Annotated in this window: 11 protein-coding genes; 3 read left to right on the top strand and 8 right to left on the bottom strand. The window is 70.7% G+C overall.

From position 1 onward, the window contains the following. Positions 1-49 precede the first annotated feature (49 nt). A complete protein-coding gene (gene gabT / locus ACWCXC_RS20480) occupies positions 50-1,390 on the top strand; it encodes a 4-aminobutyrate--2-oxoglutarate transaminase (RefSeq protein ID WP_450890132.1) in 1,341 nt (446 codons plus the stop codon). 379 nt (positions 1,391-1,769) lie between these two features. Then, entirely contained in the window at positions 1,770-2,330 is a 561-nt protein-coding gene (locus ACWCXC_RS20475; RefSeq protein ID WP_450680706.1) for a phosphatase PAP2 family protein, read from the top strand. 27 nt (positions 2,331-2,357) lie between these two features. On the opposite strand, the gene ACWCXC_RS20470 is transcribed toward ACWCXC_RS20475, so the two are convergent. The 8 genes from ACWCXC_RS20470 to ACWCXC_RS20435 form a co-directional block, all read right to left on the bottom strand. Then, the gene (locus ACWCXC_RS20470) at positions 2,358-4,184 is read right to left on the bottom strand and encodes a chitinase (RefSeq protein ID WP_450890131.1); all 1,827 of its coding nucleotides are present in this window, start codon (positions 4,182-4,184) and stop codon (positions 2,358-2,360) included. Positions 4,185-4,247: 63 nt separating this feature from the next. Beyond that, positions 4,248-4,718: a hypothetical protein gene (locus ACWCXC_RS20465; protein ID WP_450680708.1), complete on the bottom strand. Its 471-nt coding sequence runs from the start codon at positions 4,716-4,718 to the stop codon at positions 4,248-4,250. 138 nt (positions 4,719-4,856) lie between these two features. After that, entirely contained in the window at positions 4,857-6,272 is a 1,416-nt protein-coding gene (locus ACWCXC_RS20460) for an NAD(P)/FAD-dependent oxidoreductase (RefSeq protein ID WP_450890130.1), read from the bottom strand. A gap of 22 nt (positions 6,273-6,294) precedes the next feature. Next, positions 6,295-7,095: an ABC transporter permease gene (locus ACWCXC_RS20455; RefSeq protein WP_450890129.1), complete on the bottom strand. Its 801-nt coding sequence runs from the start codon at positions 7,093-7,095 to the stop codon at positions 6,295-6,297. Further along, positions 7,095-8,021 carry an ABC transporter permease gene (locus tag ACWCXC_RS20450; protein WP_450680711.1) on the bottom strand — a complete coding sequence of 309 codons (927 nt, stop codon included), beginning with the start codon at positions 8,019-8,021 and terminating at the stop codon, positions 7,095-7,097. The genes ACWCXC_RS20455 and ACWCXC_RS20450 overlap by 1 nt, the downstream gene beginning before the upstream one ends. After that, a complete protein-coding gene (locus tag ACWCXC_RS20445) occupies positions 8,018-9,166 on the bottom strand; it encodes an ABC transporter ATP-binding protein (protein WP_450890128.1) in 1,149 nt (382 codons plus the stop codon). The genes ACWCXC_RS20450 and ACWCXC_RS20445 overlap by 4 nt, the downstream gene beginning before the upstream one ends. Before the next feature lie 52 nt (positions 9,167-9,218). Beyond that, positions 9,219-10,469, bottom strand: a complete 1,251-nt coding sequence (locus tag ACWCXC_RS20440) for an ABC transporter substrate-binding protein (RefSeq protein ID WP_450890127.1) — start codon at positions 10,467-10,469, stop codon at positions 9,219-9,221. Between the two features lie 42 nt (positions 10,470-10,511). Further along, the gene (locus ACWCXC_RS20435; RefSeq protein WP_450890126.1) at positions 10,512-12,026 is read right to left on the bottom strand and encodes a gamma-aminobutyraldehyde dehydrogenase; all 1,515 of its coding nucleotides are present in this window, start codon (positions 12,024-12,026) and stop codon (positions 10,512-10,514) included. Between the two features lie 189 nt (positions 12,027-12,215). Between ACWCXC_RS20435 and ACWCXC_RS20430 the strand changes: the two genes are divergently transcribed. Then, positions 12,216-12,818, top strand: a complete 603-nt coding sequence (locus ACWCXC_RS20430; RefSeq protein ID WP_450680715.1) for an NADAR family protein — start codon at positions 12,216-12,218, stop codon at positions 12,816-12,818. The last annotated feature ends 71 nt before the right edge of the window (positions 12,819-12,889 follow it).

The raw sequence follows: 12,889 nt of genomic DNA, 5'->3' as shown, positions 1-12,889 counted from the left end.
CCTAGCCTGCAGAAACAAGAGCGTCCGAGACACCCCCCAGGAGCCCCGCATGACCGCTATCCCGCAGGAGCGCCGCCTCGTCACCGCCATTCCCGGCCCGAAGTCCGCGGAGCTCCAGGCCCGCCGGCTCTCGGCGGTCGCCGCCGGTGTGGGCTCCACGCTGCCGGTGTTCACCGCCCGCGCGGGGGGCGGGATCATCGAGGACGTGGACGGCAACCGGCTGATCGACTTCGGTTCCGGGATCGCCGTGACCTCGGTCGGGGCCTCCGCCGAGGCCGTCGTGCGCCGCGCCTCCACGCAGCTCGCGGACTTCACCCACACCTGTTTCATGGTCACGCCGTACGAGGGCTACGTCGAGGTGTGCGAGGAGCTGGCCGCGCTCACCCCGGGCGACCACGACAAGAAGTCGGCGCTGTTCAACTCCGGCGCCGAGGCGGTGGAGAACGCGGTGAAGATCGCCCGCGCCTACACCAAGCGCACCGCCGTGGTGGTCTTCGACCACGGCTACCACGGCCGCACCAACCTGACGATGGCGCTGACCGCGAAGAACATGCCGTACAAGCACGGCTTCGGCCCGTTCGCACCCGAGGTCTACCGGGTGCCGGTGGCGTACGGCTACCGCTGGCCGACCGGCGCGGAGAACGCCGGGGCGGAGGCGTCCGCGCAGGCCATCGACCAGATCACCAAGCAGATCGGCGCGGAGAACGTCGCGGCGATCATCATCGAGCCGGTGCTCGGCGAGGGCGGCTTCATCGAGCCGGCCAAGGGCTTCCTCCCGGCGATCGCGGCGTTCGCCAAGGACAACGGCATCGTCTTCGTCGCCGACGAGATCCAGTCGGGCTTCTGCCGGACCGGCCAGTGGTTCGCCTGCGAGGACGAGGGCATCGTCCCGGACCTGATCACCACCGCCAAGGGCATCGCGGGCGGTCTTCCGCTCTCCGCCGTGACCGGGCGCGCCGAGATCATGGACGCCGCGCACTCCGGCGGCCTCGGCGGCACGTACGGCGGCAACCCGGTGGCGTGCGCGGCGGCGCTCGGGGCCATCGAGACGATGCGCGAGCTGGACCTGAACGGGAAGGCGAAGCGCATCGAGGAGGTCATGAAGGGCCGGCTCGCCGAGATGCGGGAGAAGCTGCCGAACGGCGACCTGATCGGTGACATCCGGGGCCGGGGCGCCATGATCGCGATCGAGCTGGTGAAGCCGGGCACGAAGGACCCGCACCCGGAGGCGGCCGGCGCTCTGGCGAAGGCCTGCCACGCCGAGGGCGTTCTCGTCCTGACCTGCGGCACCTACGGCAACGTGCTGCGCTTCCTGCCGCCGCTGGTGATCGGCGAGGACCTTCTCGCCGAGGGCCTGGACGTGATCGAGCAGGCGTTCGCCCGCATCTGATCCGGGGGCCGGGGGCGGCGCGCGGCGTTTTCTCCGGGGATGCCCCGGTGACCGTGTGGGGGCCTGTGAAGAAGGTGTGCGGGGGCCATGGCGGGATACCGTTCCCGCTGTCCGTCCCCACCGCCTGACGCTACGGTTTCCGCAGATGAGAGAAACACCCGGTCCGCAGGATCCTGCGGACGACACCGGGTCGGGGCTTCCCCGGCACCGTCCCGGTGGTGCCTTCGCGCACACCACTGGAGCCTCCGGCTCCGGAACTCCTCACCGATCGGACGGCCGCCCGCCCCACACCCCCCGGGGCGCGCGGCGCACCGGTCCGGCCGTCCGTCCCGGAACAACCCCCCCTGTTCCGGGACGGACGGCTCTTCTCGTTTCCCTGGTGGCGGTGGTGTCGGCCCTGTTCGCCCTGATCACCTGGCAGGTCGCCGCCGATGGGCCGCTGCGCCGCCTGGACGAGCGCGCCGGGCGGGCCGTGACCGGGCACGGCCCTCGGTGGCTGACCGAATTCCTGGCCGATCTCGGCAATACGCAGGTCGCGCTGCCCGTGCTGGGCTGCGCGCTGCTGTGGTGCCTGTGGCGCGGGGAGCGCCGGGCGCCCCTGGCGGCGGCCCTGGCCATGGGGCTGGTGCCGCTGCTCGTCGTCCCGGTGAAGGAGTGGGTGGCCCGGCCGGGGCCGCTGACCCCGGACACCGGCTACTACCCGTCGGGGCACGCGGCGACCGCCGCCGTGGCGTACGGTGCGGCGGCGGTGCTGCTGGCCCGGTACACGACGCGCCGATGGACGATGCCCGTCGCCACCGTCCTGCTGACGGTGGCGACGGGCATCGGGCTGGTGCTGCGCGGTTACCACTGGCCGCTGGACGTGGCGGGCAGTTGGTGCCTGTGCGGGGTGGTGCTGGTGGTGCTCGCGGTGGTCAGCGGGCGCGTCCGGCGTACGTGACCGGCCGCCGCGCGCCGGCGTACGTGGTCACGTGCCGAAGTACGCGTCGAAGTTCTTCGAGAACTCCCCGTTGTTGAAGCGGTCCCAGTTGATGGACCAGGTCATCAGGCCGCGCAGGCCCGACCAGGTGCCGTGGGTCTGGTAGGAGCCGCAGTCGGTCTTCTTGGTCAGGCAGTTGAGGGCCTTGGTGACCTCGGCGGGCGAGGTGTGCCCGTTGCCCGCCTGGGTGGAGGCCGGCAGGCCGATCGCGACCTGGCCGGGGCGGAGTCCGGGGAAGATCTTGCTCTGGTCTCCGGCCACCGGGAAGCCGGTGAGCAGCATGTCGGTCATGGCGATGTGGAAGTCCGCGCCGCCCATGGAGTGGTACTGGTTGTCCAGGCCCATGATCGAGCCCGAGTTGTAGTCCTGGACGTGCAGCAGCGTGAGGTCGTCGCGCAGCGCGTGGATCACCGGCAGGTAGGCGCCGGCGCGCGGGTCCTGGCCGCCCCAGGGGCCGGAGCCGTAGTACTGGTAGCCGAGCTGCACGAAGAAGGTCTCGGGGGCCATGGTGAGCACGAACTTCGCGCCGTACTTGGCCTTGAGGGTCTTCACCGCGGAGATCAGGTTGACGACCACCGGCGTGGTCGGGTTCCGGAAGTCGGTGTCGCCGGTGTTCAGCGAGAGGGAGTGGCCCTCGAAGTCGATGTCCAGGCCGTCCAGCCCGTACTCGTCGATGATCTTGCTGACGGAGGAGACGAAGGTGTCGCGCGCCGCCGTGGTGGCGAGCTGCACCTGGCCGTTCTGGCCGCCGATGGAGATCAGGACCTTCTTGCCGGCCGCCTGCTTGGCCTTGATGGCCGCCTTGAACTCGGCCTCCGACTCGACGTTCGGGCACTCGGTGACCGGGCAGAGCTTGAAGCGGATGTCGCCGGAGGTGACGGAGGTCGGCTCGCCGAAGGCGAGGTCGATGACGTCCCAGGAGTCGGGCACGTCCGCCATGCGCGTGTAGCCGGAGCCGTTGGCGAAGCTGGCGTGGAGGTAGCCGACGAGGGCGTGGGCGGGCAGGTCGGAGGTGCCGCCGTCCCCGCCGCCCGCGGTGGTGGTGGCCGAGACCGCGGCGGACTTCGCCGATTCGCCCGCCTCGTTGGTGGCGGAGACCTGGAAGCTGTACGCCGTCGAGGCGGTCAGCCCGGACACGGTCGCGGAGGTGCCCGTGGTGGAGGCGACCTTGGTGCCGCTCCGGTAGACGTTGTAGCCGGTGGCGCCGGTGGAACCGGTCCAGGACAGGCCGACCGAGGTCGAGGTCACCGAGGAGGTCTTCAGCCCGGTGGGCGCGGCGGGGACCACGACCGGGTCGCCGCCGGGTCCGACGAGGGTGAGGTCGTCGGCGTAGTAGGCGGGGGTGCCGTACCAGCCGTGGGTGTAGATGGTGACGGACTTGGTCGAGGCGCCCGTCGTGAAGGTGGTGGTGAGCTGCTTCCAGGCACCGGCCGACTGGGTCCAGGTGTAGCCGTCGGTGGTGCCGGTGCCCTCGGCGCCCAGGTAGACGTAGCTGCCCTGCACCCAGGCGCTGAGCGTGTACGTGGAGCCGGGCTTGACCGCCACGGTCTGGGAGCACTTGGCGTTGTCGGCGCCGGCCGGGGTGGCCTTGAGCGCCGAGGTGCCGCCGTGCACCGGGGTGCTGACGACGGCTCCGGTGCCGCCCGAACAGTTCCAGCCGGTGAGACCGGCCTCGAAGGTGCCGTTGCGCGCCAGGTCGCCGTCGGCCGCGGCGGCGGACGGCGCGGCTGCCGCCAGTCCGCCGGCGGCCAGCAGGGCGGCCGAGAAGGCGGCCAGAAGTCCGGTCATGCGGGCGGGGGGTCCCGTGCGTTCCACAACGGCCTCCGTGCAGGGGGGAATTGATGGTGGCGCACAACATGGTCCAGACCAATCGGGTTGTCAAGACCTCTGGCATCCGCCTCCCCTCCACCGGAGCACCGCCGCGGCCTCGTGCATCGCCGTTTCCAGCGTGGTCAGCGCGGTGAGCGTGCCCGACCCGTCCGGCGCCACCAGCCAGCACAGCCCGCCCGCCGCCCGGCCCGGACGGGGCACGGCGATCCAGTCGCCCTCCCCCGCGCCGCGCACCCCCGTGCCCACCCAGTGGGCGGCCGTGCCCGGCGGCACGAAGAAGCCGGTCCGCCCGGTGCCGGAGTCGGCGAGGACCGGCCCCGGCCGGCCGGTGAGCCGGACGAGCACCTCCAGCGTCACGCGCCCCCACTCCCCCGGCACCGTCAGCACGTCCCAGCGCCGGCCGGCCGGGAGGAGCGCCACCCGCCACGGATCGCGCTCCCACGCCCACCGGCAGGCGCCGGGGTCCAGCGCCGCCGACGCCAGCCACACCACCGCTGCCCTGACCCCCGTGCCCGTCATGTCCCGTGCTCCCTCCGTGCGGCTCCGGCGCCGGTCGCCGGTGCGTCCACGGGAAAGAGCGACGCCGGGCCGAACCCTTACGCGGGTTCGGCCCGGCGGCCGGGGTGAGCTGCGTCACGGCGGGGCCGTGCGGCGGGGTCAGCTGTCGAAGCCGAGACCCAGCCGGTCCATCGTCCGCAGCCAGAGGTCGCGGCGCCCGCCGTTGGCGTCCGCCCTGGCCAGGGACCGCTTGGTCAGCTCGATCCCGGCCCAGGCCAGCGGCTCGGGCGGGAACGGCATCGGCTTGCTGCGCACCATCTCCAGCGCGGTGCGCTCGGTCCGCTCCCCCGCGAGTAGATCGAGCATCACATCGGCGCCGAACCGGGTGGCGCCGACGCCCAGCCCGGTGAATCCGGCGGCATAGGCGACCCGTCCCCGGTGCGCCGTACCGAAGAAGGCGGAGAAACGCGAACAGGTGTCGATCGCACCGCCCCAGGCATGGCTGAAGCGGACGCCCTCCAATTGCGGGAAGCAGGTGAAGAACTGCCCGGCGAGTTTCAGGAAGGTCTCGGGCCGCTGGTCGAGATCGGCGCTGAGCCGGCCCCCGTAGGGATAGATCGCGTCGTATCCGCCCCACAGGATCCGGTTGTCCGCGGAAAGGCGGAAGTAGTGGAACTGATTGGCGCTGTCACCGAGCCCCTGGCGGTTCTTCCAGCCGATCGCGGCGAGCTGGTCCGCCGTCAGCGGCTCGGTCATCAGCGCGTAGTCGTAGACCGGGACGGTATAAGGGCGCATCCGCTTCACGAGCGAGGGGAAGATATTGGTGCCGAGCGCGACCCGACGGGCGAACACCTTGCCGTACGGGGTCCGCACCGCCATTCCGCTTGTGGTCCGGGCGAGCTCCAGTCCGCGGGTGTGCTCGTAGATCCGCACCCCCAGGTCGAGGCAGGCGCGCTTCAGCCCCCAGACCAGCTTGGCCGGGTGCAGCATCGCGACCCCCCGGCGGTCCCACAGACCGCCGAGGAAGGTCGGCGAATCGACCTCTTCGCGCAGCGCGTCGCGGTCCAGGAACTCGACCCCTCCGAAGCCCAGGCGTTCGGCGTCGCGCTGCCATTCGCGCAGCTCATCGAGTTGATGGGGCTCGGTGGCGATATCGATCTCACCGGTCCGCTCGAACTCGCAGTCGATGCCGTAGCGGGACACCGCGTCCTCGATGGCGTCGAGGTTGCGGGCCCCCATCTCCTCCAGCCGGGCGATCTCGCCGGGCCAGCGCTCCAGCCCGTTGGGCAGTCCGTGGGTGAGGGAGGCGGCACAGAACCCTCCGTTGCGCCCCGAGGCGGCCCAGCCCGTCTCGTGGCCCTCGATCAGCACGACATCGCGTTCCGGTTCGCGTTCCTTGGCGAGCAGGGCGGTCCACAGACCGCTGTAGCCGCCGCCGATGACGAGCAGATCGCAGTGTTCGGTCCCGGTGAGCGCGGGAAGGGCCTCGGGCCGGCCGGGGTCGTCGAGCCAGAAGGACACCGGCTTCGCGTCGGAGAGTGATTGTGCAGCAGTACGCATGGCGACGGGGGCCATGGTTTCCAACTCCTTCGGACTTTCAGGGTCGTGCGTTCTTCCGCCGGTTCGCGACGAGCTGGCCGGCGAGAACCACCATGACGGCAATGATGAACATCGCCGTCCCGATGACGTTGATCTGGACGGGCGTGCCGCGCTGCGCCGAACCCCAGACGAACATGGGGAAGGTCACGGTGGAGCCCGCGTTGAAATTGGTGATGATGAAATCGTCGAAGGAGAGCGCGAAGGCGAGCAGCGCTCCCGCGGCGATTCCGGGGGCGGCGATGGGCAGGGTCACGCGCAGGAACGTCTGCACCGGTCCCGCGTACAGATCGCGGGCCGCCTCCTCCAGCCTCGGGTCCATCGACATGACGCGCGCCTTGACGGCCGTCACGACGAAGCTGAGGCAGAACATGATGTGTGCGATGAGGATCGTCCAGAAGCCCAGCTGCGCGCCCATGTTGAGGAACAGGGTGAGCAGCGAGGCGGCCATGACGACCTCGGGCATCGCCATCGGCAGGAAGATCAGCGAGTTGATCGCGCCGCGCGCCCGGAAGCGGTAGCGGACCAGGGCGAACGCGATCATCGTGCCGAGCACGGTCGCGCCGGCCGTGGCCCAGAAGGCGATCTGGAGGGAGAGCGAGAGCGAGCCGCACATGTCGGCGACGCCGCAGGGGTCCTTCCAGGCGTCCAGGGAGAAGTGCTGCCAGGCGTAGTTGAAGCGCCCCTTCGGCTTGTTGAAGGAGAACACCATCACCACGATGTTCGGCAGGATCATGTAGGCGAGGGTCAGCAGACCCGCGATGACGACCAGGTGGCGTCGCAGCCAGCGCAGTACGGGCATCAGACCAGGTCCTCCGTCCCGGAGCGGCGGATGTAGACGGTGACCACGATCAGGACGACCGCCATGAGGATGAAGGAGAGCGCGGCCGCCGTCGGGTAGTCGAGCACGCGCAGGAACTGGGTCTGGATCACGCTGCCGACCATCTTGGTGTCGGTGGAGCCCAGCAGTTCCGCGTTGACGTAGTCGCCGCTGGCCGGGATGAAGGTCAGCAGGGTCCCGGAGACGACGCCCGGCATGGAGAGCGGGAACGTCACCTTGCGGAAGGTGGTGGCGGGCGTGGCGTACAGGTCCCCGGCCGCCTCGTGGAGCCGGCCGTCGATCCGTTCCAGCGAGGTGTAGAGCGGCAGGATCATGAACGGCAGGAAGTTGTACGTCAGACCGCAGACCACCGCCATCGGCGTGGCCAGCACCCGGTTGTTCTCGGTCCAGCCGAGCCAGCTGGTGACGTCCAGGACGTGCAGCGTGTTCAGGACGTCGACGACGGCGCCGCCGTCCGCGAGGATCGTCTTCCACGCCAGCGTGCGGATCAGGAAGCTGGTGAAGAACGGGGCGATGACCAGCACCAGCACCACGTTGCGCCAGCGCCCGGCCTTGAAGGCGATGAGGTAGGCGAGCGGATAGCCGAGCAGCAGGCACAGGACCGTCGCGGTGCCGGCGTACAGCAGCGAGCGGATGAACTGCGGGTAGTAGTCGGCCAGCGCGTCCCAGTAGGTGCGGAAGTGCCAGGTGACCTCGAAGCCCTGCTCCAGGGAGCCGGTCTGTACGGAGGTGGAGGCCTGGTAGACCAGCGGCAGGGCGAAGAAGACGACCAGCCACAGGATGCCGGGGAGCAGCAGCCAGTAGGGGACGAGGCGCTTGCGCGTGGAGGGCTTGCGCACGACCGGCTCGGCGGCAGGGGCCGGCGGTGCCTCCTGGATGAGGCTCACGCCGCGTCCTCCACCGTCTCCACGCCCGCGTCGATGTCCTGGTCCGCGTCCAGACCGAAGGTGTGGTCCGGGTTCCAGTGCAGCACGACCTCGGCCCCGGGGGTGAGGCCGGAGCGGGACTCGACGTTCTGCTCGTACACATGCAGGGCCTTGCCGGCCGGGCTCTCCACGACGTACTGCGTGGAGACGCCGATGAAGCTGGAGTCGACGATCCGGCCGGTGACCCGGTTGCGTCCGTCGGCTATCGCGCCGGCCTCGTCGGCGCGGCTGAGCGAGATCTTCTCCGGGCGGATGCCGAGCAGCAGCCTGCCGCCGGTGGCGGTGGGGCCCGCACAGCGACCGGCCGGGAGCCGGAGCTTCCCGCCGCCGGCCGAGACGGTGATCTCGTCCCCGGCGGAGACGACCTCGCCCTCGATCAGGTTGGAGGTGCCGAGGAAGTTGGCGACGAAGGTGGTCCGCGGGTTCTCGTACAGCTCGGCGGGGGCGCCCAGCTGTTCGACCCGGCCGGCGTTCATCACCGCGACGGTGTCGGCCATGGTCATGGCCTCCTCCTGGTCGTGGGTGACGTGGATGAAGGTGATGCCGACCTCGGTCTGGATGCGCTTGAGTTCGAGCTGCATCTGGCGGCGCAGCTTGAGGTCGAGGGCGCCGAGCGGTTCGTCGAGCAGCAGCACCCGGGGGTGGTTGATCAGGGCGCGGGCGACGGCGACGCGCTGCTGCTGGCCGCCGGAGAGCTGGTGGGGCTTGCGCTTGGCGAAGTCCCCGAGCTGGACGAGCTCCAGCATCTCGTCGACCTGCTTCTTCACCGACTTGATGCCGCGCCTGCGGAGTCCGAAGGCGACGTTCTCGGCGATGTCCAGGTGCGGGAAGAGCGCGTAGCTCTGGAAGACGGTGTTGACCGGCCGCTTGTACGGGGGGAGGGCGGTGATGTCGGTGCCGCCGAGGGTGACGGTGCCGGTGGTGGCCTCCTCCAGCCCGGCGATCATCCGCAGGGTGGTGGTCTTGCCGCAGCCCGACGCGCCGAGCAGCGCGAAGAACGAGCCCTGCGGGACGGTCAGATCGAGCGGGTGGACGGCGGCGAAGGAGCCGTACGTCTTGCTGATCCCGGTGAGGCGGACGTCGCCGCCTGTCTGCTGCTGTGTCATGGATCGCGGTCCCAGTGGTGTCAGAGGGAGATCGGGGGGGGAGGGCCCGGCGTCAGGCGCCGATGAGCTTGGCGAACTTCTCCTCGTACGCCGTCTCCTCCTCGGAGGTGAGGGAGCGGAAGGCGTGCGACTTGGCCGCCATCTCCTTGTCCGGGAGAATCAGGGGGTTGTCCGCCATCGAGCGGTCGATCTTGGCCAGTTCCTCGCGGACGCCGTCGACCGGGCAGACGAAGTTGATGTACGCGGCGAGCTGGGCGGCGACCGGGGGCTCGTAGTAGTAGTCCATGAGCCGTTCGGCGTTGGAGCGGTGCCGGGCGCCCGCGGGGACGAGCATGTTGTCGCTGGAGATGACGTAGCCGGCGGCGGGGATCGCGTATTTGATGTCCGGGTTGCCGGCCTGGAGCTGGATGATGTCCCCGGCCCAGGCGACGCAGGCGGCGATGTCGCCCTTGTCCAGGTCGGCGGTGTAGTCGTTGCCCGTGAAGCGGCGGATCTGGTTGCGGTCGACGCCCTTCTGGAGCCGTCCGATGGCGGCGTCGTAGTCGGCGTCGGTGAAGTGGGCGGGGTCCTTGCCCATGTCGAGGAGGGTCATGCCGATGGAGTCGCGCATCTCCGACAGGAAGCTGACCCGGCCCTTGAGCTCGGGGTCGTCCAGGAGCTGGCTGACCGAGTCGATCCGGCGCCCGCCGGTCGCCTTGGAGTTGTACGCGATGACGGCGGGGATCCCGGCCCAGGGGTAGGAGTGGGCGCGGCCGGGGTCCCAGTCCGGGGAGCGGAACTGGTCGGACAGGTTGGCGAACGCGTGCGGCAGGTGCGAGGGATCGAGCTTCTGCGCCCAGCCCAGGCGGACGATGCGGGCGGCCAGCCAGTCGGTGACGCAGATGATGTCGCGTCCGGTGTCCTGGCCCGCGGCGAGCTGGGGCTTGATCTTCCCGAAGAACTCGACGTTGTCGTTGATGTCCTCGGTGTACTTGACCGTGATCCCGGTGCGCTTGGTGAACGCCTCCAGAGTGGGCCGGTGCTTGCCGTCCTCGGTGACGTCCATGTACTCGGTCCAGTTGGAGAAGTTGACCTGTTTCTCCTTGGCCGAGTGGTCGTCCGAGGTCTCGGCGGCGTCGCCCTGGCGCCGGGCGGCGGGGATGCCGCACGCGCTCAGGGTGCCCAGTCCGCCGATCGCCAGCGCGCCCATGCCTGAGGCGCGCAGCAGCGAGCGGCGGGTGAGGGCTCCCCTGCCGTTGGTCAGTGTGCGACGCATCGCGGCCAGCTGGGCCGCGGAGAGACGCTCGGGCTCGTACTGCTCCATGCGCGTTGCCCTTCCGGGTGGGTGTGCGGCCCTTGGGCCGGTCTATCGGTCCCCGAAGATCGTGCGGTGCCAGTCCTTGCGGGCCACCGCGGTGGTGTCGTACATGACGTGTTTGACCTGCGTGTACTCCTCGAAGGAGTACGCCGACATGTCCTTGCCGAAGCCGCTGGCCTTGTATCCGCCGTGCGGCATCTCGCTGATGATCGGAATGTGGTCGTTGACCCAGACGCAGCCCGCCTTGATCTCGCGGGTGGCGCGGCCCGCCCGGTAGACGTCGCGGCTCCAGGCGGAGGCGGCGAGTCCGTAGGGGGTGTCGTTGGCCAGGGCGATGCCCTCGTCGTCGGTGTCGAAGGGCAGGACGACCAGGACCGGGCCGAAGATCTCGGACTGGACGATCTCGCTGTCCTGCGCGGCCCCGGTGACCAGGGTCGGCCGGTAGTAGGCGCCGTCGGCCAGTGCGCCGCCGGGGGCCTCGCCACCGGTGACGACGGTGGCGTAGCCGCGGGCGCGCTCCACGAAGCCGGCCACCCGGTCGCGCTGGGCGTGGCTGATCAGCGGGCCGAGGTCGGTCCCCGGGGCGAAGGGGTCGCCGATCCGGACGGTCTCCATGAGGGCGGCGACCTCGCGCACGAAGGCGTCGTACAGCGGGCGCTGGACGTAGGCGCGGGTGGCGGCCGTGCAGTCCTGGCCGGTGTTGATGAGGGCGCCGGCGACCGCTCCGTTGGCTGCTGCCTCCAGATCGGCGTCGTCGAAGACGACGAAGGGGGCCTTGCCGCCGAGCTCCAGGTGGAGCCGCTTGACGGTGGCGGTGGCGATCTCCGCGACGCGCTTGCCGACGGCGGTGGAGCCGGTGAAGGAGGTCATGACGACGTCGGGGTGGCCGACGAGGTGTTCCCCGGCCTCCTTGCCGGTGCCGGTGACGATGTTGACGACCCCGTCCGGGATTCCGGCCTCGGTGGCCGCCTGGGCGAACATCAGGGAGGTCAGCGGGGTGATCTCGGCGGGCTTCAGCACGATGGTGTTCCCGGCGGCGATGGCCGGCAGCACCTTCCAGGCGGCCATCTGGAGCGGGTAGTTCCAGGGGGCGATGGAGCCGACCACGCCGATCGCCTCGCGCCGTACGTACGAGGTGTGGTCGCCGTCGTACTCGGCGGCGGACTTCCCCTCCAGATGGCGGGCCGCCCCGGCGAAGAAGGCCGTGTTGTCGACGGTGCCGGGGACGTCGAACTCGGTGGAGAGCTTGACCGGCTTGCCGCACTGGAGGGATTCCGCGTACGCGAACTCCTCGGCGCGGTCGGCCAGGACCCCGGCGAAGCGGTGCATGGCCTCGGACCGCTCGGCGGGGGTGGCCGACGACCAGCCGGGGAAGGCGTCGCGGGCGGCGGCGACGGCCGCGTCGACGTCCGCCGTCGAGGCCAGTTCGTAGGTGTAGACGGTCTCGCCGTTCGCCGGGTTCACCACGGCGTGCGTCCGTCCCGACGTGCCGGACCGCAGCCTTCCCCCGATGTACTGCGCGCCGTCCGCGAAGCGGTCCTGCACCTGGAAGCCCTTGCCCATCACGCTCTCCTCCGCCGCTGTCCCCGCAGACCGGGGGCGGCGTAGCTTCTGCTCGATTTGAGTGCCGATCCTGACAGAGGGGACCGAGCCCAACAAGTGATTCCGTTGTTGCCTTTTGGTTACGCGACGGAATCTGTCGACCATGTGTCGCGTCGGCGCGGAATTCACCGTACGGAGTGTCAGTGGCGGATGACAGACTCGCGTGTCATGGAGCACATCGGGGATGTCCGGGACGTCGACGCGCTCGTGGCGCGGACCGCGCGCGGTGAGCGGGCGAAGTATCTGCTGTTCTGGGGGCACCGGCCGCGGCCGGACGGCCGGATCGGGCCGAGCTGCCTGAGCCAGTGGTGGCCCGCCCCGTTCACGGTCGACGGCGTGGAGTACGCGTCGGCGGAGCACTGGATGATGGCCGGGAAGGCGCGGCTCTTCGGGGACGCGGAGGCGGCCGAGCGCGCCGTGGCGGCCCGGAGCCCGGCCGAGGCGAAGAAGGCGGGCCGGCTGGTCCGCGGGTTCGACGAGGCCGTCTGGGAGCGCGAGCGGTTCGCCCTGGTGACCGAGGGCAGTGTCCACAAGTTCGGCGGCCACCCGGAGCTGGGCGCCTTCCTGCGGAACACCGGGGACCGGGTGCTGGTCGAGGCCAGCCCGATGGACCGGGTCTGGGGAATCGGGCTGGCGGCGGACGATCCCCGCGCGCAGGACCCGGAGCGGTGGCGCGGGAAGAATCTGCTGGGCTTCGCGCTGATGGAGGCCCGCGCGGTGCTGCGCGAGCGCGCGGAGACCGGGGCGATATGAGACGGCCCGTGCGGCCGGCGGGTTCTCCCCGCCGGCCGCACGGGCCGCAACGCGTCCTGGGCCGTGCCCGG

The organism is Streptomyces sp. NPDC001515 (genome assembly GCF_053597115.1).
This window is presented reverse-complemented; position numbering and strand designations above follow the sequence as displayed.

Coding starts and splice junctions, on each gene's coding strand:
- gabT (WP_450890132.1), top strand. CDS start 50: ATGACCGCTATCCCGCAGGAGCGCCGCCTCGTCACCGCCATTCCCGGC.
- ACWCXC_RS20465 (WP_450680708.1), bottom strand. CDS start 4,718: ATGACGGGCACGGGGGTCAGGGCAGCGGTGGTGTGGCTGGCGTCGGCG.
- ACWCXC_RS20460 (WP_450890130.1), bottom strand. CDS start 6,272: ATGGCCCCCGTCGCCATGCGTACTGCTGCACAATCACTCTCCGACGCG.
- ACWCXC_RS20455 (WP_450890129.1), bottom strand. CDS start 7,095: ATGCCCGTACTGCGCTGGCTGCGACGCCACCTGGTCGTCATCGCGGGT.
- ACWCXC_RS20445 (WP_450890128.1), bottom strand. CDS start 9,166: ATGACACAGCAGCAGACAGGCGGCGACGTCCGCCTCACCGGGATCAGC.
- ACWCXC_RS20440 (WP_450890127.1), bottom strand. CDS start 10,469: ATGGAGCAGTACGAGCCCGAGCGTCTCTCCGCGGCCCAGCTGGCCGCG.
- ACWCXC_RS20435 (WP_450890126.1), bottom strand. CDS start 12,026: ATGGGCAAGGGCTTCCAGGTGCAGGACCGCTTCGCGGACGGCGCGCAG.
- ACWCXC_RS20430 (WP_450680715.1), top strand. CDS start 12,216: ATGACAGACTCGCGTGTCATGGAGCACATCGGGGATGTCCGGGACGTC.